The 26117-nt window shown below is 69.5% G+C and carries 16 protein-coding genes and 3 pseudogenes; 10 read left to right on the plus strand and 9 right to left on the minus strand.

Annotated elements, in window-relative coordinates:
* Positions 1–112 precede the first annotated feature (112 nt).
* From OO67_RS18865 to OO67_RS18880, 4 genes are all read left to right on the plus strand, one after another.
* Positions 113–2656, plus strand: coding sequence for a DUF4118 domain-containing protein (locus OO67_RS18865; RefSeq protein ID WP_033301878.1), 2544 nt, complete (start codon positions 113–115; stop codon positions 2654–2656).
* A 55-nt stretch (positions 2657–2711) separates the two neighbouring features.
* The gene (locus OO67_RS18870; protein WP_033301879.1) at positions 2712–3419 is read left to right on the plus strand and encodes a response regulator; all 708 of its coding nucleotides are present in this window, start codon (positions 2712–2714) and stop codon (positions 3417–3419) included.
* Between the two features lie 70 nt (positions 3420–3489).
* The gene (locus tag OO67_RS18875) at positions 3490–3906 is read left to right on the plus strand and encodes an OB-fold nucleic acid binding domain-containing protein (RefSeq protein WP_208861050.1); all 417 of its coding nucleotides are present in this window, start codon (positions 3490–3492) and stop codon (positions 3904–3906) included.
* Positions 3907–3909: 3 nt separating this feature from the next.
* Positions 3910–4680 (plus strand): DUF3159 domain-containing protein, encoded by a 771-nt coding sequence (locus OO67_RS18880; protein WP_033301883.1) that lies wholly within the window; start codon positions 3910–3912, stop codon positions 4678–4680.
* Positions 4681–4751: 71 nt separating this feature from the next.
* Here the strand turns inward: OO67_RS18880 and OO67_RS18885 are convergent, their stop codons facing one another.
* Positions 4752–5429, minus strand: a complete 678-nt coding sequence (locus OO67_RS18885) for a potassium channel family protein (RefSeq protein WP_033301884.1) — start codon at positions 5427–5429, stop codon at positions 4752–4754.
* Positions 5429–6097 (minus strand): potassium channel family protein, encoded by a 669-nt coding sequence (locus tag OO67_RS18890; protein WP_033301886.1) that lies wholly within the window; start codon positions 6095–6097, stop codon positions 5429–5431. Before OO67_RS18890 ends, OO67_RS18885 begins: the two co-directional genes overlap by 1 nt.
* Before the next feature lie 411 nt (positions 6098–6508).
* Here OO67_RS18890 and OO67_RS18895 point away from each other — a divergent pair, with 411 nt between their 5' ends.
* From OO67_RS18895 to OO67_RS40855, 5 genes and pseudogenes are all read left to right on the plus strand, one after another.
* The gene (locus tag OO67_RS18895) at positions 6509–8560 is read left to right on the plus strand and encodes an APC family permease (protein WP_033302186.1); all 2052 of its coding nucleotides are present in this window, start codon (positions 6509–6511) and stop codon (positions 8558–8560) included.
* Between the two features lie 137 nt (positions 8561–8697).
* Positions 8698–10041 carry a class I SAM-dependent RNA methyltransferase gene (locus OO67_RS18900; protein ID WP_033301889.1) on the plus strand — a complete coding sequence of 448 codons (1344 nt, stop codon included), beginning with the start codon at positions 8698–8700 and terminating at the stop codon, positions 10039–10041.
* A 407-nt stretch (positions 10042–10448) separates the two neighbouring features.
* Positions 10449–10643, plus strand: coding sequence for a ribbon-helix-helix protein, CopG family (locus tag OO67_RS18905; protein ID WP_030703572.1), 195 nt, complete (start codon positions 10449–10451; stop codon positions 10641–10643).
* A complete protein-coding gene (locus OO67_RS18910) occupies positions 10640–11032 on the plus strand; it encodes a type II toxin-antitoxin system death-on-curing family toxin (protein ID WP_033301895.1) in 393 nt (130 codons plus the stop codon). The genes OO67_RS18905 and OO67_RS18910 overlap by 4 nt, the downstream gene beginning before the upstream one ends.
* A gap of 136 nt (positions 11033–11168) precedes the next feature.
* Positions 11169–11467, plus strand: a pseudogene (locus OO67_RS40855) (transposase); the annotation flags it as partial.
* A 130-nt stretch (positions 11468–11597) separates the two neighbouring features.
* On the opposite strand, the pseudogene OO67_RS39910 reads toward OO67_RS40855, so the two are convergent.
* From OO67_RS39910 to OO67_RS18940, 7 genes and pseudogenes are all read right to left on the minus strand, one after another.
* Positions 11598–11699 (minus strand): annotated as a pseudogene (locus tag OO67_RS39910) (type II toxin-antitoxin system RelE family toxin); the annotation flags it as partial.
* Between the two features lie 12 nt (positions 11700–11711).
* Positions 11712–13166 (minus strand): hypothetical protein, encoded by a 1455-nt coding sequence (locus OO67_RS18915; RefSeq protein WP_033301897.1) that lies wholly within the window; start codon positions 13164–13166, stop codon positions 11712–11714.
* Positions 13163–18793 (minus strand): hypothetical protein, encoded by a 5631-nt coding sequence (locus tag OO67_RS18920; RefSeq protein WP_033301899.1) that lies wholly within the window; start codon positions 18791–18793, stop codon positions 13163–13165. The genes OO67_RS18915 and OO67_RS18920 overlap by 4 nt, the downstream gene beginning before the upstream one ends.
* 424 nt (positions 18794–19217) lie before the next feature.
* Positions 19218–19553 (minus strand): annotated as a pseudogene (locus tag OO67_RS18925) (nucleotidyl transferase AbiEii/AbiGii toxin family protein); the annotation flags it as partial.
* Positions 19554–19558: 5 nt separating this feature from the next.
* Positions 19559–19951: a hypothetical protein gene (locus OO67_RS18930; RefSeq protein WP_033301900.1), complete on the minus strand. Its 393-nt coding sequence runs from the start codon at positions 19949–19951 to the stop codon at positions 19559–19561.
* A gap of 518 nt (positions 19952–20469) precedes the next feature.
* On the minus strand, positions 20470–22008 hold the full coding sequence (locus tag OO67_RS18935) for an outer membrane protein assembly factor BamB family protein (RefSeq protein ID WP_033301901.1): 1539 nt from the start codon (positions 22006–22008) through the stop codon (positions 20470–20472).
* An 87-nt stretch (positions 22009–22095) separates the two neighbouring features.
* Positions 22096–22644 (minus strand): hypothetical protein, encoded by a 549-nt coding sequence (locus OO67_RS18940; protein WP_051709544.1) that lies wholly within the window; start codon positions 22642–22644, stop codon positions 22096–22098.
* A 267-nt stretch (positions 22645–22911) separates the two neighbouring features.
* On the opposite strand from OO67_RS18940, the gene OO67_RS18945 reads away from it, so the two are divergent.
* Entirely contained in the window at positions 22912–25956 is a 3045-nt protein-coding gene (locus OO67_RS18945) for an AfsR/SARP family transcriptional regulator (RefSeq protein ID WP_244300262.1), read from the plus strand.
* Positions 25957–26117 lie beyond the last annotated feature (161 nt).

A 26117-nucleotide genomic window follows, 5' to 3' on the forward strand; every position in this document is an offset into this window, starting at 1 on the left:
GTCAATACGGACCCGGCGCCCGGCCCTGACCCCATATGCCGGAAATTCTCGGGGTAGCTTCGACATCGGCTCCCGCGTCTGCGGCAGCCGGTACAGAGAAGACAATGGGGCCATGGCACGCGGCAAGCTTCGGATCTACCTGGGTGCGGCACCCGGCGTCGGCAAGACGTACGCGATGCTGTCCGAGGCCCACCGCCGGGTGGAGCGTGGCACGGACTGCGTCGTCGCGTTCGTGGAGCACCACGACCGGCCGCGCACCGAGGTGCTGTTGCACGGCCTGGAGCAGATCCGGCTGCGCGACATCGAACACCGCTCGGCCGTCTTCGCGGAGATGGACGTCGACGCCGTCCTCGAGCGGGCGCCGGCCGTAGCCCTCGTCGACGAACTCGCCCACACCAATGTGCCCGGCTCCCGTAACGCCAAGCGCTGGCAGGACGTCGAGGAACTCCTCAAGGCCGGCATCGACGTGGTGTCCACCGTCAACATCCAGCACCTGGAGTCCCTGGGCGACGTCGTGGAGTCCATAACCGGGGTGCGCCAGCAGGAGACCATCCCCGACGAGGTCGCCCGCCGTGCCGACCAGATCGAGCTCGTCGACATGTCGCCCCAGGCGCTGCGCCGCCGCATGGCCCACGGCAACATCTACCAGTCCGACAAGGTCGACGCGGCCCTGTCCAACTACTTCCGCCCCGGGAACCTCACCGCCCTCCGCGAGCTGGCCCTCCTCTGGGTCGCCGACAGGGTCGACGAGTACCTCCAGCAGTACCGCGGCGAACACGACATCAGCGCCCCGTGGCAGGCCCGCGAGCGCATCGTCGTAGGGCTGACCGGCGGCCCCGAGGGCCGCACGCTCATCCGCCGCGCCTCACGGATGGCCGCCAAGGGCTCCGGCAGCGAGATCCTCGCCGTGTACATCGCCCGCAGCGACGGACTGACCTCCGCCTCACCCAAGGAGCTGGCGGTCCAGCGCACCCTCGTCGAGGATCTCGGGGGAACCTTCCACCACGTCATCGGCGACGACATACCCACCGCGCTCCTCGCGTTCGCCCGGGGCGTGAACGCCACCCAGATCGTCCTCGGCTCCAGCCGCCGCAAGGCCTGGCAGTACGTGTACGGCCCCGGGGTCGGCGCCACCGTGGCCCGCGAGTCCGGCCCCGACCTCGACGTGCACATCGTCACGCACGAAGAGGTCGCCAAGGGGCGCGGGCTGCCCATCGCGCGCGGAGCCCGGCTCAGCCGCACCCGGATCATCTCCGGCTGGGCGGCGGGGGTCGGCGGTCCGGCCCTCCTGACCCTCCTCCTGCACGGCCTGGAGAACGGGCCCGGACTCGCCAACGACGTCCTGCTCTTCCTCTTCATGACCGTCACGGCGGCCCTGCTCGGAGGCCTGGCACCCGCCCTCGCCTCCGCTGCCGCCGGCTCGCTGCTCCTGAACTACTGGTTCACGCCGCCGACCCACACCCTGACCGTCCAGGATCCCGAGAACTTCGTCGCCATCGTGATCTTCTTCGCGGTGGCGGTCGCGGTCGCCTCGGTGGTCGACCTCGCGGCGAGACGCACCCACCAGGCCGCACGGCTGCGCGCCGAGTCGGAGATCCTCTCCACCCTCGCCGGGAGCGTCCTGCGGGGCGAGACGGCGCTGGACGCCCTGCTGGAGCGGGTCCGTGAAACCTTCGGCATGGAATCCGTGGCGCTCCTGGAGAGGCAGAGTGAGGTCGAGCCCTGGACCTGCGCCGGGTCCGTCGGACCCGCGCCGGTGGCCCGGCCCGAAGACGCGGACGTGGACATGCCCGTCGGCGACCACATGGCGCTGGCACTCTCCGGCCGTGTGCTGCCCGCGGAGGACCGCCGGGTCCTCGGCGCCTTCGCCGCACAGGCCGTCGTCGTGCTCGACCGCCAGCGCCTGGTGGGTGAGGCGGAGGCGGCCAGGAGGCTGGCCGAGGGCAACCGGATCAGGACCGCGCTGCTCGCAGCCGTCAGCCACGACCTGCGTACCCCGCTGGCAGCCATCAAGGCCGCGGTGAGCTCCCTGCGCTCCGACGACGTCGCCTGGTCCGACGCGGACGAGGCGGAGCTCCTCGCGGCCATCGAGGACGGTGCCGACCGCCTGGACCACCTGGTCGGCAACCTGCTCGACATGTCGCGCCTGCAGACCGGCACGGTCACCCCGCTGATCCGCGAGCTCGACCTCGACGAGGTCGTCCCGATGGCACTCGGCGGCGTACCGGAAGGCAGCGTCGACCTGGACATCCCCGAGACCCTGCCCATGGTCGCCGTCGACCCGGGACTGCTCGAGCGGGCCGTCGCCAACATCGTCGAGAACGCCGTCAAGTACAGCCCCGGCAGGGAACGCGTCACCGTCGCCGCCAGCGCCCTGGGCGAACGCGTCGAGCTCCGAGTGGCCGACCGGGGACGTGGAGTCCCCGACGAGGCCAAGGAACGCATATTCGAGCCGTTCCAGCGGTACGGCGACGCCCCGCGCGGCGCCGGAGTCGGCCTCGGCCTCGCCGTCGCCCGCGGCTTCGTGGAGTCCATGGGCGGCACGCTGGACGCCGAGGACACCCCCGGCGGCGGCCTCACCATGGTCCTCACGCTCACGGCCGCCCCGGGCCAGGTACGGGCCGGCCCCGTACCGCCCGCGCACATCGCCTCATGAGATCCAAGGGGCCCACTCCCGCCCCGAACACGTACTCCGGAAAGGCAGGTCCGCGATGACCCGGGTGCTCGTGGTCGACGACGAGCCGCAGATCGTGCGCGCCCTCGTGATCAACCTGAAGGCGCGCAGGTACGAGGTGGACGCGGCGCCCGACGGGGCGACCGCCCTGCAGCTCGCGGCGGCGCGTCACCCCGACGTCGTCGTCCTCGACCTCGGGCTCCCCGACATGGACGGTGTCGAGGTGATCAGGGGCCTGCGCGGATGGACACGCGTGCCGATCCTCGTGCTCTCCGCCCGCCACACCTCCGACGAGAAGGTCGAGGCCCTGGACGCCGGGGCCGACGACTACGTCACCAAGCCGTTCGGCATGGACGAGCTGCTGGCCCGGCTGCGCGCCGCCGTGCGGCGGGCGGAACCGGTCGGTCAGGACGGCGGGGACGACCTGGTGATCGTCGAGACCGAGGGGTTCACCGTCGACCTGGCGGCGAAGAAGGTGCACCGTGAGGGCCGCGACGTGCGGCTCACTCCCACCGAGTGGCACCTGCTCGAGGTCCTCGTCCGCAACGCCGGGCGGCTCGTCAGCCAGAAGCAGCTGCTCCAGGAGGTCTGGGGGCCCTCGTACGGCACCGAGACCAACTATCTGCGGGTCTACATGGCGCAGCTGCGCCGCAAGCTGGAGACGGACCCGTCGCACCCCAGGCACTTCGTGACCGAGCCGGGCATGGGCTATCGCTTCGAGCGGGGACGACCCGTCCCCGAGTGACCGGCCTCACTCGTTCGGGTGAGGTCCGTGCGGGCCAGCCCCTACCACAGGAGACCGGTACCCTTCGGGTATGAGCGCTGTTCCCCGAACCGAGAAGTCAGGCAGGGCGGAAAGGCCGTCCGGCCGCTTCCGCCGCATGCTCGACCGGCTGTCCAGCTCCCAGGAGGACCTCGAGTCCGAGGAGCTGCAGGAGGACACGCACGCTTCGGGATGCACGCGCATCTCCGAGTGCTCGGACCGACAGATCGTCAAGGTCACTGGTACCTTGCGGACCGTCACCCTGCGTCCGCGGGCCGGAGTGCCCGCCCTGGAGGCGGAACTCTTCGACGGCACCGCGCCGCTCGACGTGGTCTGGCTGGGCCGGCGTTCCATCGTCGGCATCGAGCCGGGCCGCAAGCTCATCGCGTCGGGCCGCGTGGCCATGAGCCACGGGCGCCGGGTGCTGTTCAACCCCAAATACGAACTCCGACCGCTCGGCAAGGAGTAGCCGGTGACGTCTCTCGACAAGCCGACGTCCGACACGGACCAGCCCCACCGCACCGACCAGCAGGACGCCGACGCGAAGGCGGTCACGGAAGCCGCGCTCTTCGAGGCCTTCGGCGGCGTGCGCGGCATGGTGGAGACAGTCCTGCCCGGGCTTCTCTTCGTCACGATCTTCACCATCAACCAGGACCTGACGGCCTCGGCCATCGCCGCACTGGCCGTGTCCGTGGCCCTCGTCGTCGTACGGCTCGTCCGCAAGGACACCGTCAAGCACGCATTCAGCGGCGTCTTCGGCGTGGCCTTCGGTGTGGTCTTCGCGAAGATGACGGGCGAGGCCAAGGACTTCTACCTCCCGGGCATGATCTACACCCTCGGGCTCGCCCTCGCGTACCTCGTCACGACGCTCGCGGGTGTGCCGTTGATCGGGCTGATCCTCGGCCCGGTCTTCAAGGAGAACCTCTCCTGGCGGACCAGGAACCCCGGCCGGAAGAAGGCGTACGCCAAGGCCAGTTACGCCTGGGGGCTGATCCTGCTCGCCAAGTGCGCGATCCTCTTCCCGCTGTACTGGTGGGCCGACACCACACAGCTCGGCTGGGTGCTGGTCTCCCTCAAGATCCCGCCGTTCCTGCTCGCGGTGTATCTGACGTGGGTCTTCCTCGCCAAGGCGCCGCCGCCCATCGACGTCTTCGCCGAGATGGAGGCGGAGGAGCAGGCTGAGAAGGCCCGCAAGGCGGAGCAGGGAGCCAGGGCCGCGGAAGCCCGCAACCACGACCTCTGAGGGCACGGGTAGGCGTACGCGAGGGCCCCGGACCGGTCACCGGTCCGGGGCCCTCGCGTACGTACGCCTGTTCAGTCCTCGGCGGTCTCCCGGCGGACCGACAGCAGGTCCTCCAACTGCTCCTCGCGCGCCTGGGCGGCCACGAACAGCAGCTCGTCACCGGCCTCCAGGGTCTCCTCGGGGCTCGGCGTCAGCACACGCGTGCCCCGGATGATCGTGACGAGCGAGGTGTCCTCGGGCCACGCCACATCGCTCACCCGGATGCCGGCCAGCGCCGACTCCGGGGGCAGCGTCAGCTCGACCAGGTTGGCGTCGCCGTGGCTGAAGCGCAGCAGCCGGACCAGATCGCCGACGCTCACCGCCTCCTCGACCAGGGCGGACATCAGACGCGGCGTGGAGACCGCGACGTCGACCCCCCAGGACTCGTTGAACAGCCACTCGTTCTTCGGGTTGTTCACCCGGGCGACGACCCTGGGCACGCCGTACTCGGTCTTCGCGAGCAGCGAGACGACCAGATTGACCTTGTCGTCACCCGTCGCGGCGATCACGACGTTGCACCGCTGGAGCGCCGCCTCGTCGAGTGACGTGATCTCGCAGGCGTCCGCGAGCAGCCACTCGGCCATCGGGACCCGCTCCACCGAGATGGCGGTGGGCGCCTTGTCGATCAGCAGCACCTCGTGCCCGTTCTCCAGGAGCTCGGCCGCGATGGAACGGCCCACCGCGCCGGCCCCGGCAATCGCGACGCGCATCAGTGACCGCCCTCCTCGGGACCTTCGGCAAAGGCCTCCTCGACCTTCGCGATCTCGTCCGTACGCATCATCACGTGGACCAGGTCGCCCTCCTGTAGAACCGTCTGCGACGTGGGCAGTATGGCCTCACCCAACCGGGTGAGGAAGGCGACGCGGACGCCCGTCTGCTCCTGCAGTGTGCTGATCTTGTGCCCGATCCAGGACGGCGTGGTGTGGACCTCGGCGAGCTGCACACCGCCGCTCGGGTCGCGCCACAGCGGCTCCGCGCCCGACGGCAGCAGCCGCCGGAGCATCTGGTCCGCCGTCCAGCGGACCGTGGCGACCGTGGGGATGCCCAGACGCTGGTAGACCTCGGCACGCCGCGGGTCGTAGATGCGCGCCGCGACGTTCTCGATGCCGAACATCTCGCGAGCGACCCGGGCGGCGATGATGTTGGAGTTGTCGCCGCTGCTGACGGCGGCGAAGGCGCCGGCCTCCTCGATCCCCGCCTCGCGCAGGGTGTCCTGGTCGAAGCCCACCCCGCTGACCCGCCTGCCGCCGAATCCGGAACCGAGGCGTCGGAACGCCGTGGGGTCCTGATCGATCACGGCGACCGTGTGCCCCTGCTGCTCCAGGGTCTGTGCGAGAGCGGCTCCGACGCGCCCGCAGCCCATGATGACGATGTGCACCTCGCGCCTACCCCGCCGTCCTGGTCGTCCGGATGACCTGCGAAAACACCCTGCTCACACTTCTCTCTCAGCTTGCGGCGCGAACAACGGGGCAACCACCTTCGGCGTTGCCCGTGGATGAGCTTATGCGGCGGCGCCCGCACCGCCTCATCCGAGTGTGCGTACCCCACCGGCCGATGAGCAAAAGAGGGAGCGGCCCGCAGGCGGACGGCGACCCGCCACCGGACGGCCGGAGGCGTCCCGAAGGGGCCGGCGAGGAAGCGGCAGAGGACCCCGGGCCGTCGCACCGCAAGGATTTCGTTAAGGATTCCATGGACTTTTCCGGTGAGGGCGGGTAATTATGAAGGTTTTCCGGGCGCCGAGGGGGTGGTGCTTCGGCGGCGTGTCCCGGCAGCGCTTACGATCCTCACCGTGTCCAAACTGACCGACGTGCCCAAACGGATCCTGATCGGCCGGGCGCTGCGCAGCGACAAGCTGGGGGAAACGCTCCTCCCCAAGCGCATCGCGCTCCCCGTCTTCGCATCCGACCCGCTGTCCTCCGTTGCGTACGCACCCGGAGAAGTCCTCCTCGTGCTGTCCATCGCGGGCGTGTCGGCGTACCACTTCAGTCCGTGGATCGCGCTGGCGGTCGTGGTCCTGATGTTCACCGTCGTCGCCTCGTACCGGCAGAACGTCCGCGCGTACCCGAGCGGGGGTGGCGACTACGAGGTCGCCAACACCAACCTCGGCCGCAAGGCCGGTCTGACCGTCGCCAGCGCCCTCCTCGTCGACTACGTCCTCACGGTCGCCGTGTCGATCTCCTCGGGCGTGGAGAACCTCGGCTCCGCCATCCCCTTCGTCATCGAGCACAAGACGTTCTGCGCCATAGGGGCGATCGTGCTGCTGACGCTGATGAACCTGCGTGGCGTCAAGGAGTCCGGCAAGCTCTTCGCCATCCCGACCTACCTGTTCGTGGCGGGCGTCTTCGCGATGATCATCTGGGGTGCGTTCCGAGGCCTGGTCCTCGGCGACACCATGCACGCGCCGACCTCGGACTACGAGATCAAGCCCGAGCACCAGGGGCTGGCCGGCTTCGCACTCGTCTTCCTGCTGCTTCGCGCCTTCTCCTCGGGCTGCGCGGCCCTGACCGGCGTCGAGGCCATCAGCAACGGTGTTCCGGCCTTCCGCAAACCGAAGAGCAGGAACGCGGCGACCACCCTCGCGGCGATGGGCCTGCTGGCCGTCACCATGTTCTGCGGCATCATCGGCCTCGCCATGGCCACCGACGTGAAGATGGCCGAGAACCCGGCGAAGGACCTCATCCACAACGGTGCCGCGGTCGGCGAGAGCTTCACCCAGGACCCGGTGATCTCCCAGGTCGCCGCGGCCGTCTTCGGTGACGGCACGGTCCTCTTCATCTTCCTCGCGGCGGCGACCGCTCTCGTGCTCTTCCTCGCCGCGAACACCGCGTACAACGGTTTCCCGCTGCTCGGCTCGATCCTCGCCCAGGACCGCTACCTGCCCCGCCAGCTGCACACCCGTGGCGACCGGCTGGCCTTCTCCAACGGCATCGTGCTGCTCGCCGGGGCCGCGATCCTGCTCGTCTGGATCTACGGGGCCGACTCGACCCGGCTCATCCAGCTCTACATCGTCGGTGTCTTCGTCTCCTTCACGCTCAGCCAGACCGGCATGGTGCGGCACTGGAACAGGCATCTGCGTACCGAGAAGGACCCGGCGAAGCGCCGTCACATGGTGCGCTCCCGGGCGATCAACACCTTCGGCGCGTTCTTCACGGGCCTGGTCCTGGTCGTCGTCCTGGCCACCAAGTTCACCCACGGCGCCTGGGTCGCGCTGCTCGGCATGGTGATCTTCTTCGGCACGATGACCGCGATCCGGAAGCACTACGACCGGGTCGCCGAGGAGATCGCCGCGTCCGACACCCCGTCCGACGACACCGGACGGCCCTCGCGGGTCCACTCGATCGTCCTGGTCTCCCGGATCCACCGCCCCACGCTGCGGGCGCTCGCGTACGCCAAGCTGGTGCGCTCGGACCAGCTGGAGGCGCTGTCCATCAGCGTCGACCCGGCGGAGACCAAGGCACTCAAGGAGGACTGGGAGCGGCGGGGCATCGACATCCCGCTGAAGATCCTCGACTCGCCCTACCGCGAGGTGACCCGGCCGGTCATCGAGTACGTCAAGGGGCTGCGCAAGGACCGGCCGCGCGACGTGATCAGCGTCTACATCCCCGAGTACGTGGTCGGTCACTGGTACGAGCACCTGCTGCACAACCAGAGCGCGCTGCGGCTCAAGGGCCGGCTCCTCTTCACCCCGGGCGTGATGGTGACCTCGGTGCCCTACCAGCTGGAGTCCTCCGAGGCCGCCAAGGCGCGGGCCAAGAGGCGTGCCGACTGGAACGCGCCCGGATCGGTACGCCGAGGTCCCGTCGAACGGCGCCAGCACAAGGAACCCAGCCACAAGGGCTGACGCCCGGACTCGGCCTGTGGTAAGCGGCCGGCTTCCGCCCACGTAGACTGGTGGGCTGTTGTCCGGCCGTTTTCCGTTTTCGTCTCCGGGCCTCCTCTCCTCGTTCCACTCTTCCCGACCTCTGGAGCCACCCCCTCATGCAGAACGAATCCACGTCGTCGCAGGCCGGGGAGTCCCTGATCGGTCGCGAGTACGAGGTCGAGGTCGGCCCCGTCGCCCACGGCGGCCACTGCATCGCACGTACCGACGAGGGCCAGGTGCTCTTCGTACGCCACACCCTCCCCGGCGAGAAGGTCATCGCCAGGGTGACGGAGGGCGAGAGCGACTCCCGTTTCCTGCGCGCCGACGCGGTCACGGTCGTCGAGGCCTCCAAGGACCGGGTCGAGGCCCCCTGCCCGTACGCCGGCCCCGGCAAGTGCGGCGGCTGCGACTGGCAGCACGCCAAGCCCGGCGCCCAGCGCCGCCTCAAGGGCGAAGTGATCACCGAGCAGCTCCAGCGCCTCGCGGGCCTCACGCCCGAGGAGGCCGGCTGGGACGGCACGGTCATGCCGGCCGAGGGCGACAAGCTCCCTCCGGGTCAGGTCCCGGCCTGGCGCACGCGCGTCCAGTACGCGATCGACGCGGACGGCCTGGTCGGACTGCGCAAGCACCGCTCCCACGAGGTCCAGCCGATCGACCACTGCATGATCGCCGCACCCGGCGTGTCCGAGCTCGGCATCGAGAAGCAGGACTGGCCGCAGATGGCCACGGTCGAGGCCATCTCCGCCACCGGCTCCCACGACCGCCAGGTCATCCTGACCCCGCGTGAGGGCGGCCGGCTCCCGCTCGTCGAGCTGGACAAGCCGGTCTCCGTGCTCCGCGTCGAGGAGAAGGACGGCGGCGTCCACCGCGTCCACGGCCGCGCCTTCGTCCGCGAGCGCGCCGACGACCGTACGTACCGCGTCGGCTCGGGCGGCTTCTGGCAGGTGCACCCGCAGGCGGCCGACACGCTGGTCCGCGCGGTGATGCAGGGCCTGCTGCCCCGCAAGAACGACATGGCGCTGGACCTCTACTGCGGCGTCGGCCTCTTCGCCGGCGCCATCGGCCAGCGCATCGGCGAGAAGGGCGCGGTGCTGGGCATCGAGTCCGGCAAGCGCGCGGTCGAGGACGCCCGGCACAACCTCAAGGACCTGGACCGGGTCCGCATCGAACACGGCAAGGTCGACCAGGTGCTGCCCCGCACGGGCATCACGGAATGCGACCTGATCGTCCTGGACCCGCCGCGCGCGGGCGCGGGCAAGGCGACGGTCAAGCAGCTGGCCGCCCTGGGCGCGCGCCGCATCGCGTACGTGGCCTGCGACCCGGCGGCGCTGGCGCGGGACCTGGCGTACTTCCGGGACGGGGGGTACAAGGTGCGGACGCTGCGGGCGTTCGACCTGTTCCCGATGACTGCGCACGTTGAGTGCGTGGCCATTTTGGAGCCTGCTGGCAAGGGCGCCTGACCTGCGGGTTCGTGGTTCGCGTGGGTCGCTCGACCTGTTTTCCTCCGTGCAGCGGGTCGAGTGGACGGATCGCCCCTTGAAGGGGGCCTGACCTGCGAATTCATGGGGGAGGCGCTGGTATCGGCGACGCCTTCAGGGCCTCGTTCGGAAATTCTTGATGCTCGGATGACGCTCGAAGTGAGGGTCCTGACCTCCCGGACCTCCCCGGCTGGGGCCGTGCGGACCGGACTGTCGGCATGGAGGGCGAGGAACTCCTCATGGAAGCGGCGCGAGCTGCCATCCCGGTCCCCGGCTCCCTGGAGCCCAGCGTGCGCCAGTCCAAGCGGCAGAACGTGGCGCCGTGATCCGAGGTCTTGAGTGGCTGGTATCACCTCGCCACCCAGATACCAGTCAGGTATCATGGCTGTATGGCGATGACACTCCGACTCCCCGACGATCTTGATGCGAAGCTCACTGAGCGTGCTCGTCGAGAGGGCCGAAGCAAGCAGGAACTCGCTGTCGAGGCCATCCGCGACGCCCAGGACCGGGCCGAGCTGAAGGTCGACGATGTCCTGGCCGAGCTCATGGACAGCGATGCGGAGATCCTGGACTACCTGAAGTGACCGAAGTGCGCTACATCCAGCTCGACGAGATCCTTGCCATCGCTCGCACGGTCAACGGTACCGACCACAGCGTGCGTGACATGGGACTTTTGGTGTCAGCGATCGAACGGCCCCGGACCAACGTGTTCGGAGCCGAGCTGTATCCCACGCTGCACGAGAAGGCGGCGGCACTGCTGCACTCCGTTGCCCGAAATCACGCCCTGATCGACGGCAACAAGCGCACCGCCTGGCTCGCCATGCGCGTCTTCCTGCGGCTCAACGGTGTCAGCGCCGGTACCGTCCCGCCACCTGCCTCCACTGCCGGCCCGTTCGTCGAGGAAGTCGCGCAGGACAACATGGATGTACCGGTCATCGCCAAGCGCCTGTCGGCCTGGTTCCCCGTCTCCTGACGTACGACGACGGATGGGGTGGGCACGCGCGCACCCGGCCCTCACGCGTAGTCCGGCTTGCTCGCATCAGGCCGGATCGGCGCTGTGCGCTGGATCGCTTGGGCCATGAACACGGCTAGCAGGCCGAGGGCGGCCGGGGGACTCCCCCAACGGTAACCGGCCAAGACGGTGGACACCGAGGCCGGGCAGGTGGAGGTCACCGTTTCCCCGGGACCAGGCCGGCATGTTCGAGCCGACGCTGGCCAAGAAGCGGCAGCGGCATCTGCGCGGCATCGACGAGATGGTCTTTGTAGCTGTCGGTGAAGGGCCCGGTATATGGCGTTATTGTTGCGTACCTGGCTGAAGTGTGTGGCGCCGAGGTCTCGAAGTCCTATCATCCCGACCATCACCGACAGAGTGATTGGGGGGATGATCGCGTGGCAGAACCGACTGCTTCAACGTCCGACCGCTGCCGCTGCCGCTGCCGCTGCCGCTGCCGCTGCTGCAAGCGAGCGGGCAGGCCGGAAGGGCCGACTCCACGGAGTCGGGCCCTTCTGCTGCAGTAGTCAGGCGCCGTACGCCCCGACATCAACAGCTCTCCCTTGTCGATAGTGCAGACGCCGCGACGGTCGCCGACTCGCAGTCGACGGCGTTCTGGCTGCGAAACGAATGCGGTGGTGTCGCAACCGGTGCCCTTTGGTCAGTAACACAGTTCCTCGATGAGAGAGTGAAGCCGGGGGCTGTCGAGGGGGGCACGGTGGGCGAGGCGGTTGCGGGCGTCGCGTATGGTACGCAGCCGGCGGCGCTCGGCGGGGGTGAGCCTGATGGCGCCGTCGCAGTGAGCGCTCCACATCGCGCCGAGTTCCATCATGTCGACGGTGGAGCCGGCGGGTTCGGCGGGCGTGCCGGGTTCGCGCCGCGGGCCGTAGTCCTGCGCGAGCCGGGCCAGCGGGACGCGTGCACGGAGCCGGACGGTGGCGGTGAACTGGTCCCGGGCATCGTCCAGCAGAGGCAGCAACACATGATTCTGCGCCAGCCACACCCGGGCCGACACCGCCTGCTCGTGTGTGAGGTCACTGCCAGGGCGGTGCCTGAGCCTGCCGTCCCAGCTGTCGATAGTGCCTGCGTTCCAGGCCACGAGCAGCTTTTCGTCGGGGTGGCGGCCGGGATGACGGGTGCCCTCGACGCGCTGCGACGGGATGGCCGCCGGTCCAGGCAGATACGCGAGCACCTCGTGGAGCGCTGACATCAATGTCTCCGGACGACCGTCATGCCAGCAACTGGCCAGGGCACCGGCGATGTCGAGATAGGGCCCGCACACTTCGGTGATCGTGGCCTGTGTGACCGCTTCGTGCAGATGCCGCCGCTCCATGGTGGAAGCCAGGAGCGGGCGCGCCAGTGCGACGACAGTGGCGGTGTCCAGGCGACCTGTGGCTCCCCACCACCAGTGCACTGCGATGTCCTCCCGGGCAAGCTGATCAGGCAGACCCGTAGGCAAGGTCTCAGTGGAGGCCATGACGAGGGCTCTGGGGCGCTGGTCCGGGGGGAGACCCGCCTCCTTGGTCGTGGCCACTAGTCGACGCAGCAGGTGGGTGGCGGCGGACGGCACCGGCTCGCGCCATGCCCGTACGACAACCGGACGGGTCTCGACGGTGCCAGTGCCGCCACCGGTGAGCCGGGCCAGTACGTCGTCGGTCGGGTCCGGGCTGGCTGCGTCCCTGTCACCGGTGAAGTTCAGTTCCTTGGCGAGCCGCTCCAGCAGGCCCGCCAGTGCCTCTGCCGGGGTGGGGGGTACTGGCGGGCCCGGCTCGGTGGGCACGGGAATCCTGGCCGTGAGCAGGTCCGGCAACCCATCGTCGAAGTCGGGCACAGGGGCCAGGCCGGACCACTGACGGGCGGTCCGAGGGCGGCCCGACACTGTGGAGCGGACGGAGGCCGAGCCGGGGGTTTCGTCAGAGGGCAGCAGCACGAAGTCGGCGAGTTCGTGCAGCACGTCGTCGAGCAGCCGGTCGACCTGGTTGTCGGTGTCGTCCAACATCTTTCTGGGCAGCAGCCACAGGCAACTGCGACCGCTGTTCAGATCGGCCAGCAGACGGCCAAGCCAGACCCTGATCCCTGGCAGAGAAATCCCGTCGGCCGCGGCCGTGCCGATCACGATTCCTTTCCCACTGTGGTGAGCGCCCGAAAGGTGACGAGGTCCAGCGCGTATCCGTCCTCGCTGTCATCCAGTACGCCGTGGTCGGCGAGTCGGTCGGTGAATGCGCGCGTCTCGGCCAGATCGAGGCCGATCACGGCGGCGATGTCGCCGTGATCACACCCCTCACCGGGCTCGACGTACTGCACCCAGACGGTCAGCAGGTTCTGCGTGGACGGGGTGAGTTCGACCCGGTCGAGGTGGGTGCGGGCGACTTTCTCCTGGGCGTACTGGGCTTGGATCGCCTCCAGGGCTCCCTCCAGGGTGAACCCACCTCGGGTGGCGTAGTCCACGGTGCGCTCCACAAGGCTCGGCCAGCCGCCGGTAGCTTCCATCAGCCGACGCCGCTTGTCCGGCGTATCGAACGGACATTCGGGCCAGGCGCGCAGACTGTCGGCGTTCCACCGCTCGGATCGCAGCACCTGGGTGACCCGCTGGTCCTTGAGTACTTCCTGCGCCCGCGGGTCGACCAGAATGAGCCCCGTGCGCGGTGGCTTCGCCTTGCCGCGCAGCGTGTGTCGGTGCAGTCGGTCCAGGGTCTGACCGAGCGTCTCCACGCCGCAGTAGCGCAGATCGGCGAAGACAACGCTGGGGTCCTTGCTGCGTGTGTCCTGTGTGAGAACGTCCACCAGGGTGTCCGGGGTGGTGGTGTGCACGGTCAGGCCCCGCGCACTGGCGTAGGAACGGATCGCCGGCTCCATGAGCTCCGGGCTGTGGGCCTTCGTCAGGAAGACCAGAGTCAGGCCGGGACTTGTCGCGTCGTACAACTGCTGCTCGGTGAGCGGGCTGTACCGATGTGCACCGGACTGTTGGCCCGACCCGAGCAGCCGACGCGAGAACCGCGGGTTGTAGTCGTAAGGCAGGCTGAACTCGGTCTGCCGCAGTTCCAGTTCGAGGTCCTCGCGGGTGCCGAGCATGTGAACCACGTTCGGGCTGCGCACCGCATAGTGTCGACGGTCGGCCTGTTGGATCAGCAAGCCGAGCCCCGCCATCTCCTCCAGGTAGATTTTCACGTCGCTGGCGGTCAGTCGGCCGAAGCCCTCCGGCCAGTTTCGCTTAGCCTCGTTGAGCAGTTCGTCGGCGTCGTAGCCGCGCTGGAAGCCGTCGGCCTGGCTGCGCAGCGCGATCACCAGGGCGAGCACCCGGTACCGATCCTCGAGGTTGATGGTCAGCCGCATTCGCTCGGCAATGTTCCTGTGCACCTCCGGCGAGCCCGTCACCGCCCGCACGTCGTCCTCGGTGACCGTTACCGGCCACTGTGCCGAGCTGAGAGGTTTCTCCCGCAGCGTGGTGACGAGGCGCTCGCAGAAGATCTGTACCAGGCACGCCTGGTAGTTGGTGGCGGCCAGCACCCGCCAGACCAGTTCCGGACGTTCGAAGCGGTAACCGAAGGCCGCCATCGGCTCGACCACCAGGCGCTGCGCCTCGACCGGCTTGAGCGGGCCTATCAGCTCCTCACCGCCGTGTGCCAAGGGCACGTTGGACAGCCGGCTGAACCGCTGCACCTGGTGCAGACCGGCGAAGACCACCTTGAAGCGCCGGTCGGTGCTGTCCATCAGTCCCTTGAGCCGGGCCACGTTGGCGAAGGTGCCCTCGCCGCCGCTGCCACGCACCGACTTGGAGTCAGCGGTCAGGAAGGCATCCGCCTCGTCGGCGAGGACCAGTACCCGCCGCTCACGGTTATCCTCCAGCCAACGGCGCACCTGCTCCAGCAGTACATCGGGGGAGGCCGCCGTGGACACTTTCGGCCCCAGCACCCCGACCCGCTTGAGCTCCGTGGCCAGCACCGACCAGATCCGGTCGGCGGGTTCCGCCTCGCCCACCCCGCGCGCCTTCAGGTCCAGGTAGATGGCCTTATGGTCGGGGGTCGATGAAAAGTCGGCCTCCACCTTCCGCAGCAGCGCAGACTTGCCCAACTGACGTCCGCCGTAGAGGAAAAGAGCACCCAACGGATCCTTTACCGCAGAGATCTCCCGGACCCGGCCGTAGAACACCTCTGGCGGCACGAGCCCCGCCACGAAAGGCGTGTACGGATTGAAGCCGGTCCACGGCAGTGTCACGCGCTGTAGGGCCCGGAACGAGCGGGGCGAGCGTGCCGTGACCCATCCGAAGACGGCCGGGTCCACTACCAGAGCCTGCTGAGCAGAGGTCCGTGTCCACAGCGCCATCGCTCGGCGGCCGGCCATGCCCAACGGGTACAGGTAGAGGATGATGCAGGCCCCCGAGTCACTGTGATCGAGCAGTTCCAGGGGACTGCGCCCGCGCTGCTCATCCGAAACCAACAGGATCGTGTATGTGGTAGCTGCGGAGCCGAGTTCGGCAACGTACCCCGGAGCGCTCCCACTTGCCCGGAGCTTTGCGGTCAACCGGAGGGTGCCGCGGAGCTGGCGACTGTCGTCGCGGGCCGGCGGCCTACCCTCAAGGCCGAGCAGACGCAGCACCGTCGGCACGTGCTTCTGCCACTCGCTGCCGCGGGTGGACGGCTTGCTGAGCGCGTCCCAGGACTCGAGTCCGGCCAGCGCGGCCTCGGTCAACGGCTGGCCGTCGGCGTAATGCTCGGCCCATGGCGCCGCCGAAAAGCCCTGCTGGCCCGCCTTGACCGGCGTAATGGACTCCAGACCCGCCACGAACCGCTCCACGTCCTCACTGCGGCCCGTGCCGCTCCACTGCGGCAGGGAGCCACCCTTGCGCAGCAGCGCCAGGCACTCCTCCGCCGTGACTGTGTCGCCTGCCTCCAACAGCGCGGACAGCCGCTTGCGGTCCGCCGCGGTAAGCGTCAGCGCCTCGAGTTGCTCGCGCAGCCGACCTACATATGCCTGGACTTGGTCCCGCAGTTCCTCCTCCAGCCGACGGATGGCCTCCACCGTGGACCGGTATGCGCCGTCCGGCGATGGCCGCTCCAACCGTTCCAGCCGCCCCACTAGTTCCCGCTCGGTGACAAGGTCAAGGCTCTGGGCGCGCAATTCCGCGAGCAGTCCGGCGGCGACGCGGTGGGCTTCGGCCCGTACGTTCGTCCAGCGGGCCCACTGCGCGTCACGGCGGATCCGCCAGTCGGACGGCAGCGCTTCGGGGCCGGCAGCTGCCGCAGGCACGAGTCCCTGTTCCAGTGCCTCGACCAAGGCGTCCGCCAGATGCAGGTCCCCTCGCTCGGCGTAGGCGGCCGCCACGGCGGCCACGTCCACCGGCTTCAGCAGCGACAACACCACCCGGGTGAAGCCCACAGCCTGCGGATCGGGCGCGCCCGCGGCTGTACGGGGCAGGTCTGCGGCGGCCAGCAGGGCCTCTGCGGCGGGTACGAAACCGCCGTCCGGCACCGTCTGTGCCTCGCCGTCGGCGACGTCCGGCACTCCTCGGGACACTGGCGAGCGGCCGTCTTCGGTCAGCCAGCGCCGCAGACACAACAGCGCTGCTCCCTCGAGGCCCGGCAGCGGCGGCAGCTCTTGCACCTTTGCGAGCGCGTGGCGCAGAGCGGTGACGGTGCCGCTGCGCTCCTCTATGCCGGGCGCGGCAAGCGCACGGGCCTGGGAAAGGAGCGTGACAACCTGCTCGATCCGGCTGAGCAGGGAGCGCTTGGCCTTGGCCTCGATGGGCTCCTTGGCCTGCTTGGGCGTACGGATCGCCGCGTCGGCCTCCTCGATGATGCGTTCGGAGGAGTCCCGTTTACGGAAGGTCTCCCACGCATCGTCCAACACGGACGCGTCCGCGTTGCCGGAAGCCCACTCCCGGACCGCTTCCAGTGCGCGTCCCAGCGGCTGCTCCGCGCGCATCAGCAGGTTCTGCACCTGGGTTGCGCGCGCATAGCCGATCTTGAGCTTCGGGAGGTCGACCTGGAGCCGCTCAGCCTCCTCAGCCAACCCGGAACGTGTCAGGGTCGGGCCCGTCTCCATGCCGGGGTACAGCGTGGCGGGGTCCACCCGCTGGTAGTGTCGCAATACGTCAATGGCGGACTGCAGCAGCCGGCCCCACGCGCCGGAGAGTAAGGAGCAAGGGTCCGTCTGTAGCAGCAGGTCGTTGGGCCAGCCCACGATAAGCCCCGCACGGACGGAGGCTACGGCCGCCAAGACCAGCGCTGGGCGGTCGCCTTGCACGCTCTCCAGGTTCGGGACGAACCGCGTCATCACCGGTGTGGCGTCCTCAGGCGTGTCGCAGGAGAAGGCGGCGTCCGCGAACGCCAGGCACTCTGCCCGGTGCCTGGGCTCGGCAGACGCCACGGTCAACCAGTAAGCCTCCTGGAAACGGTCGGCGCTCACCAATTGCTCGACGGGGGAGGTGGTGGCGTCGGCGCCAATCCCGGTATCGGGCACAGGGTCGTGCCAGGGCAGCACGGGCTCCTCGTGCTGTGCGGGTTTGGGGGTATTCGTGGTGTGCGATGGGGCAGGTTCCGCAGCGAGGGCTTCGGGTTCAGCAGTGCTTGTCAGGACTGAGGCGTGCTCCGGTTCTGCGTGCTCTTTCGTCTCTGTGGTCTCCACGGCCGGCGGGTGGTCCGCGGGTCCAACGACGAAGGTCGCGTCAGCAGGCTCGGCGGTCTGGGCGTGCTGGTGAGGTTCCGCGTTCTGCGCGGTGTCCGTGGGTGGCCCCGGTTCCCCGGCATCCGCGGTCTCCGAGCCCACCTCGTCCTGGGCTGCAGTGAACTCATCCGCCATCGCTTCGGGATGGCCGCTGCCGCCCGCGTTGCGAGGTGCCGGAAGCGCCTGCTCGTCGGGACCGGGGCGGGCGCCCATGGTCAGCTCGGCGATCTCCGCCTCGAGTGTCCGCAGCGTCGCACGCAGGGAGTCCAGGTAGGCGCCACCGTTGCTCTGCTCGGCCAGGTCCAGCACCGGCAGCAGGGCCTGCCGTTGCTGGTCAAGCATGGAAAGTCTTTCGCTGCGGGCGACTCGCCGCTCCCGTTCCTCCTGGAGGGCGTCCACGATCGCCTGAAGTGCATCGAAACCGTCCTTGGCGGCCCAGTCGTGCCCCGTGCCCCGGAACAAGCCGGCCACGGTCCCGCGCTCCCGCGCCCAGGCGTCGGCCTCTTCCACCAACGCGTCGGGCAGCGAGAACCCTCCGGCCACCCGTTCCGCGGCCAGACGCAGCGCATCGCCGAACTCCGCAGCCCGGGCCCGCAGCGCATCCACGGCCGCGGCGGCATCGGCGGGGTCGGGCACATCTCTGGTCACGCCCACTGCCGTGTTGGCCAGAGTACGCACCCTAGACTCCGTCTCCTCGGCCTTCTCGTTCTTCACAACGCCTCCCGCGGCCCCAGCCCGCTGCCGCGGTGCAGCGTCCAATTCGCCGTCTTGCTCGGTGATGTCCGTACCGGAGACGTGGTCATGATGGTGGTTCTCAGCCTCCGCCCCCAAGCCGGGGACCGCCCGGTCCGCTGCGTCGAGCAGCCGGTCCCAGTGTTGCTCGGCCAGGGCCTGCCGTGGGGCGCCGTCCTCCAGCCGCATGGAGTGCAGGGTCAGCCGGGCCAGTACCGAAGGCAGGGCCTCGGCCATCGCCTCCAAGGCATTGATGTCCGTCTCGGCAGGGCCGACGGGGCGTCCCTCGGCCTGATGGGACCAGAGGTCGTCGGCAAAGTCGGCGGCTGCATCGGCGATCTGCTTCAAGTCGCGCGTACGAGCCTTGTTCAGCCATACTCGGGCCGCAAGCAACTCGCGACGGCCAACGCGCGGTTGCGGGCCACGGAGCGGGATCGTCGCCCAGAAGGGCAACGGCCCTGGTAATAGAATCAGTTCACGAAGTCGTACGTCATCGAGCCTGGTCAGCCAGGCTCTCAGGTCCCCACCCGCTCTTGCCATAGCGAAATCCTGTCAGACCGATCCTTGTGGGCCAAGTTCTGTGACAAGTAATGACGTTGGAGCGCAGCGTAGTCACCAGAGGCGTCGGCGCAGACGTGCAGCGGGTGGTCGAGCGGGGTGTTGTTGCTGTACGGGAAGCGCTGCGGAGGGCTGGACGGAGCGGTACGCCTACGACGACGCCGGCCAACCAGACCTCGGCGTCCTGGCCGTCCGGTCACCCCGGCCGTGAAGCCACCGGGCCACTCTGAGCGACCGGCCGCCAGAAGATCTCCTTGAGGATGTCGACCTCACACTCCTGACCGGGGACCGGATCGGTCACGGTGAAGCGGGCGGACAGCGGGGAGGTCTCCAACGCGTGCACCTTCCAGCCGCGGGCTTCCAGGCCGGCGCGGAGCGTGGCGGTGATGTCGGTTATCGGCGCAGGGTTCTCGGTGGCGACATCAAGGTCCTGGCTGGGACGGTTTTATGAGGCGATGCGCCCGTACCGCATACCCACCCGTGAGGACCAGGGGGTACGGGACCCGAGCGCGATCACATCCGCCAGGAGCCGCGTGTGCAGCTCCGGCATGTCCTTCACGCGGCTGCCTGGGGGAGGGAGGCGAGCTGGGGGAAGGCGTCTTCCCATACAGCGCGCACCGTACGGCCGACGAGAGTGCGCCGCACCGGCCACAGCTGGATGAGCAGGTCCCGGTTGAGGTAGCGGGGCAGGTCGTCGTACAGGCCCTCGTGCAGGACGGTGCGGTAGAGGCCCATGCGCTGGCGTGGCTTGCTCATGTCGTACGAGGTCACTCCGGACCAGGCCATGTGCAGCGGCAGCTCCACGACCCCCTGGGCCGGACCGTGCAACTCGTCCAGCGACTCCGGCAGGCGCCGCCGGAACTTCTCCCGGTACAGCGCGAGGTCCTTGGCGTCCGTGCCCAAGAGGCCCCTCGGTGGGCGTGTGGGGTGCTGAGGGCTGGAGGGCATGACTCCATTATGTCGCTCGGGGAGATGGCGCGGGGCTTGATGTGTGAGCTGACGTCCGGAGCCGGCGGGGGCGGACCCGCTGCGTGAGCTGGCTCTGGCAGCCTGTTCACCGGGTGGCGGTGACGCTCGTTTGACCCTCCAGGCACCCACACGCAGGACGGCGAGCTGAGAAACGGGCTCTGACCTGGTCTATTCCATGACGTGCTCAGGTCGACATCTTTTCGATGACCCATCACGTTGAGTGCGTGGCGATCCTGGAGCCGATGGCGAAGGGGACCTGACCTGCGGTCATGTGGCTCGGGTAGGTCGCTCGACCTGTTTTCCTCCTTGCAGCGGGTCGAACGGACGGCTTGCCCCCGATAGCCGCCTGACCTTCGAATGGATGAAGGTCGGTGATCCGGCGCACCGCAAGTCGCGGCGGGTCGGCGACGTTGCCGCCGGCGTCGCGAGCGACGGCCAGGGGCAGGGCCACGATGGAGGCGGGGGACATCAGCGCCCGTACGGCCCGCTCACGGGACCTAGGGGGCGAAGGACAGCATGCGGGCTGCGGGCCGCGCGTCGTCGCCGTTCACGAACGACGGGGTGATGACGATCCGGCCGTTCGCGTAGGCCAGGTTCCCGGCGAGCATCCCGTACTCCGAGGCCCGGGCCGACTCGGGATGCTGGAGCACCTGTTTGTCCGTGTTCACGCCACCTGGGCCGAACCGGATGATCCCGCCCGGCCGGCGCAGCGAGGCCGCCTCGTATACGAGCGCGTACGTGCCGCCCTCCGCGTACAGGGGGTGGAGGGTGCTGTCATCGGACTTCACGCCCCAGACGAACTTCCCGGTGGTGAGGTCGTACGCGCCGACCTGGTCGGTGCCCCCCAGATGGACGGTGTCCTTGCCGACGGCGGTGCCGTCGCAGTTCTGGATGCCCTCGCCCGCGTCCCCCATGTCGGCGCAGTACTTGAAGCCCTTCTGCCTCGCGTCGATGGTGGTGCGGACCTTTCCGCCGGGTCCCAGGGCGACGATCCGCCAGTTGTCGGTGCGTTCCTCGGCGTGGAGCGTCGTGAAGACGACAGGGGCGACGGAGAGCACCTTGCCGACCTTCCAGCCCGGCTGGGTCCGGAAGCGCCAGAGAACCTTGCCGGTGCGCGGGTCGATTTCGCGGAGTTGGCTGTAGGTCTTGCTGCGGTCGAAACTGATCGCGCAGTCGGAGCTCACCAGGAGCCGGGAGCCGCCCGCCACGTCGTCGGGGTAACACTTCCCAGGGTTTTCCATCGGGATGTCGTAGAGCTTGGCGCCGTCGCCGACCCCGTACGCGGCGGCACTCATGTCCTGCACGACCGCGAGGGTGCCCCCGCTGATGGCGGTGTGCACGATGATCGTGTCGTCCCCGGAGCCGGTCTCGGTGAGCTCCTTGTGCCACCCGGCCTTCCCGGTCCGCAGGTCGATCATCTGGAGCTGGTTGCACCGGTTCCCGTTCCGGGCCTGGCTGTTCTTGTACACCAGGACGACCTTGCCGTCAGGGGTCGGGTTGACCGGTGTCTCGCAGACGGGAGCGGGCAACGGCACGCTCCACAGCTCGGCACCGTCCGAGAGCCGATGGGCGGTGACCTTCCTGTACACGGCCTGGACGACGGTGTCGCCGACGATCCACAGATCGTTGAGATGGATGTTCCGACCGGGCAGATCGGTCCGGTCGTCGACGATCCACGCTGTGGCATCCCCCGGCTCGCGCGCGGCGTTGATCTCCTTCGACGTCGGGATCCGCTTCGGTTCGGGTGTACGGACGGCGGGGGTACGGGGAGCGGTCGGCGTCCCGGAGGGACGGGCTGCCTTCTCCGCCTCGGGCGCGGTGGAGCCGCCCCACCGGCCGCTGGAGACGGCGTACACCGCTCCACCTGCCACCAGGAGCAGAAGAACGACGGCCGCGGCGATCACCGGCATCGTGCCGAAGCGCCTGCGGCGGCCCGGCGGCACCGGAGGGCCGTAGCCCTCCGTGGCGTACGGGTTGCCCGGCACCGGTCGCTGCTCCGGGGGTGGCAGGTCCCAGGGCTGTGGCGAGCGAGGCATCAGTCTTCGCCCCGCCGCACTCGGAACGTCACGATCTCTCTCTCCTCATGTCGCAGTGGCATGTGATTGGCGGGCACGGGGCGGCCCCTAGCCTGCGGCGCGTTCGCCGGACGGATCGGCGACCACGATCTCGATGTGCGGCGGGGCGTACTTACGCGCCTTGCGGACCATCTTCGCCAGATCGAACTTGGTACGCGGAACGGCGACATGGATCGGTGCGGGCATGGCCGGGTTCTGCGACGGGCCGACGGCACCTGCCGGCAAGGTCGCGCCGGGACGCAGGCGTGCGCCGATCAGCGCGTGCCGGTCGTTCGGCGGAGTGGCCACGACGAACTGGGTGACGTCCGTCCACGGCAGCAGGACGTGGCCGAACCGGGCGCCGGCTGCGTCGAACTGGAACGCGGTGCGTCGCTTTTCGAACCAGGTGATGATGAAGGGGACCGCCGCGACGATGACCACACCGCCCTTCATGTCGAGTGCCCAGCCGAGCAGGACGGCCAGTGCTACGACGCCCAGGATCAAGCCCCACAGGCCCGCCTGGTCCTGGGCGGAGAACGGGTGGGCGACCCGGTAGCGTTCCCATCGCCCGCCGCGGCGGGTGGGCTGTGTGCCGGGGGTGCGATTGATATGCGACATGGTGTTCTTTCTCTCTTGATGTCGTCCAGGCCGGGCGCTTGCCGTCCGCGACCTCGCTCACGAGAGGGTCTGTTGGCTGACCCTTCCGCCGATGCCCGACCGTTCGGTGACTCATGGGGCAGCTCACCCCGTCCGGGCGCCGGCACCGAAGCAACCTGGCAAACTCTTTCGCGACGCGCTGAAATGCCGGTGAAATCCTGCTGATGCAGGGACTTGAGAGCTGCCCCGGCACGGGGCGCACGGGGACGTGGGGACTTCGAAGTGGGCGTGGACGCAGTGGATTCGGGCGCGAGCCCGGTCGATTCGGGGGGGCACCTGCGGATCGAGCTGCTCGGGCCGGTCAGGGCCCGACGCGGCGATTCGCCGCTCGCACTCGGACCGGTACGACGGCAGGCGGTTCTCGCCGCCCTGATTCTGCGGGCACCGGCCTTCGTGACATACCGGCAACTCCTCGACGACGTGTGGGGGACCGAGCCCCCGGGGACGGGCCACCGGGTCCTGTCGAGCTATGTCTATGCGCTTCGCAAGACGCTGAACGGGGCGAGCGCCGAGCCGGTCCACTCGGTGATTCACGGTGGGCGCGGCGGCTACCGCTTCGTGCCCGGCGGGGCCCGGACCGACCTCGAAGATCTCGTCGAACTGGTCGCCCGTACCCAAGGCGCCAAAGCTGACGGGGACTTCGACGCGGCGCTCGACCACGGCGGCCGGGCCCTGGACCTGCTCCGCAGCGAGCCGCTGCCGGGTCTGCCCGGGCCGCTCGCCGACACGGAGCGGCAGCGGCTGGCACGGCAGCGACGCACGTTGCATCAGGACCGGGCGGAGTGTCTGGTGCTGCTCGGGCGCTACCCGGAGGCCCTGGACGCGCTCATGGCAGCGCCCCTGGCCCGTCCGCACGACGAGCCGCTCGCCGCCCTGCGGATGCGCGCGCTGTACGGCATCGGCCGGCAGGCCGAGGCACTGGCCGTCTACCAGGAGATGCGGCGCCGGCTCCTCGACGAGCTGGGTATGGAGCCCGGAGAGGAACTGCGCGGCGTGCACCAGGCCGTCCTGCGCCGGGACCACCAGCTGCTGCCCACCCGTTCGGCGGGGTCGCCCGCGTCCGGCACCCCGACTCCCGATGACACGCAGTCCGAGGAACCCCCGTCCGAGCAACGCCTCCCCGACGCATCCGATCACCCGAGCGGCCCCCGCCCCCGTCGGAACGACCTTCCCGGTGACACCGCCTGTCTGGTCGGCCGCGAGCGGGAACTCGCCCTGCTCACCGCGCCGGTGTCCGCAGAGGGTGTGTCCGTGGTGACGGTCGATGGCACGGCGGGCGTCGGCAAGACCGCCCTGGTGGTACGCGCCGCCTGGGCGCTCGACGACGCCTACCCCGACGGCTGCCTGTTCGTGGACCTGCACACGCACGGCGCCGCCCACGAGAGCGTCGGCCCGCAACGGGCCCTGCGGCGGCTGCTGCGCGCGGTCCGCGCCAGCGGTGACGAGATCCCGGACGACCTGGATGACGTGGTGGACCTGGTCACGGCCTGGCGTGCGGCCACGAGTGCACTACGGCTGCTGCTGGTCGTCGACGATGCCCGCAGTGCCGAGCAGGTGCGTCCGCTCCTCCCCGCCGGGCCGGGGAGCCGGGTTCTGGTGGCAGGCCGGCAACACCTGCCCGGCCTCGACGCCGATCTGCGGCTCACCGTCGAGCCACTCGGCACGGGCGAGGCCGTCGGCCTGCTCCAAGAGCTCATCGGGGAGTCCCGCGCGGACCACGAACCCCAGGCAGCACTCGAGCTCGCCCGGCGTTGCGGCGGCCTACCCCTGGCGCTGCGCATCGCGAGCGCTCGGCTTCAGAACCGCCCGTCCTGGACTCTGGCCTTCCTGGCCGGCCGGATGTCCGACGATGCACGCAGCCTCGGCGAGCTGCGTGCCGAGGACCGCAGCGTGGAAGCCGCCTTCAAGATGTCGTACGACCAGCTCACGCCCGAACAGCGGCGCGGATTCCGCGCACTGGGCCTGGCTCCGACCGCCCGCTTCGACGTGCTCACCCTCGCCGCCATGCTGAGCAACTCCCGTGAGGACGCCGAGAACATCCTGGAAGACCTGGTCGACGCGAGCTTGCTGCAGCAGCCGCATCCCGGCCGCTACAGGCTGCACGATCTCGTACGGGCACACGCGCGGCGCCTGGCCACCGAAGCGCCCGAGGAGGCTGCCGCAGACCGCGCCGCTGTCCTGCACCTCTATACGGCCGCAGGCCGCATCGCCAGCGACTGGGGCCCCGAAGGTTTCTCAACCGGCTCCGACGGCACGGGTGGTTCCCCGTTCCCGACTTGGCGGGAAGCCTCGGCATGGCTGAAGGCGGCGGGCGGAGAACTGGTCGACGTGGTGGCCTACGCGGCCGCCGCCGGGCAGTTCGACGACGCCTGCCGGATCGCCGAAGCCCTGGTCGACCACCTGGTCCACGAGGGCCGGTTCCACGAGTGCCGCGCAGCCCTGGAGCTTGCGCTGCCGTGCGCGGACATGGCGGCCGACCGGCGGATGCACTCCTCGCTGCGCAACTGCATGGGAATGGTCGACATCTACCAGGGGCGGTTCCGGCAGGCGCACACCTGGTTCACCGAGGCGCGGCGCCACGGCTGCGGCCACGACGACCTGCGGAACCAGGCTCGGACCGTCGCCGGGATGGGGGCCGCGGAGTGGATGCTGGGCGGCATCGAGGACGCGGTTGCTCACCTGAGTGAGGCGGTGGAGCTGGCGACCCGGCTCGGCGACGGCTGGCTGACCGGGATCGCGCTCTGCAATCTCGGCGCGATCCGATCCCAGCAAGGGCGGCACGAGCAGGCGCTCGAGCACTACACCGTCGCCGTCGCCATCGCGCAAAGGAACGGCCGACCCAGAACGATCAGCAACGCCCTGTGCTTCGCCGCCGATGCCCACCTGGCTCTGGGCCGGCACACGGAGGCCACTGACCTGCTGCGGCGGGCGGTCGAACTGGCCCGCGAGGCCGAAGACCTGCCACTGCACGCGGCGAGCCTGTCCCGTCTCGCCACTGCGGAACATGTCCAGGGCAGTCTGCACTCTGCCGTCGACATCCACCACGAAGCCCTGTCCACCCTCACACAGAGCGCGAGCACATGGCTGGAGATGGAGGTCCGCATCCGTCTCGGTAACACGTACGCGGCGGCCGGCCGTCGCGCAGAGGCGCGGCATGAATTCCGGACCGCCCTCTCTCTGCCCGGAGCCGGTGACCACCCCCGGCAGAACGGCATGGCACGCGACGGGCTGAGAGGCGACGACGTGCGCTGCCCGCCTGAAGAGGACACCTGATCCGGGTGGTGACGGTTCGACCTGCTGGCCTGGCCTGGATGCCGATGCTCGCCCTGACCGGCAGGGCCAGGCTCCGGGAGCCCGCCGCCTGTCGCAGTGCTGAACCCGTGAGGTGACGGTCACGATGCGTGGCGCCTACTTCGCCCGCAAGACCCTCACTC

This window comes from Streptomyces atroolivaceus, assembly GCF_000717025.1.
In the GTDB taxonomy this organism is placed as follows: domain Bacteria; phylum Actinomycetota; class Actinomycetes; order Streptomycetales; family Streptomycetaceae; genus Streptomyces; species Streptomyces atroolivaceus.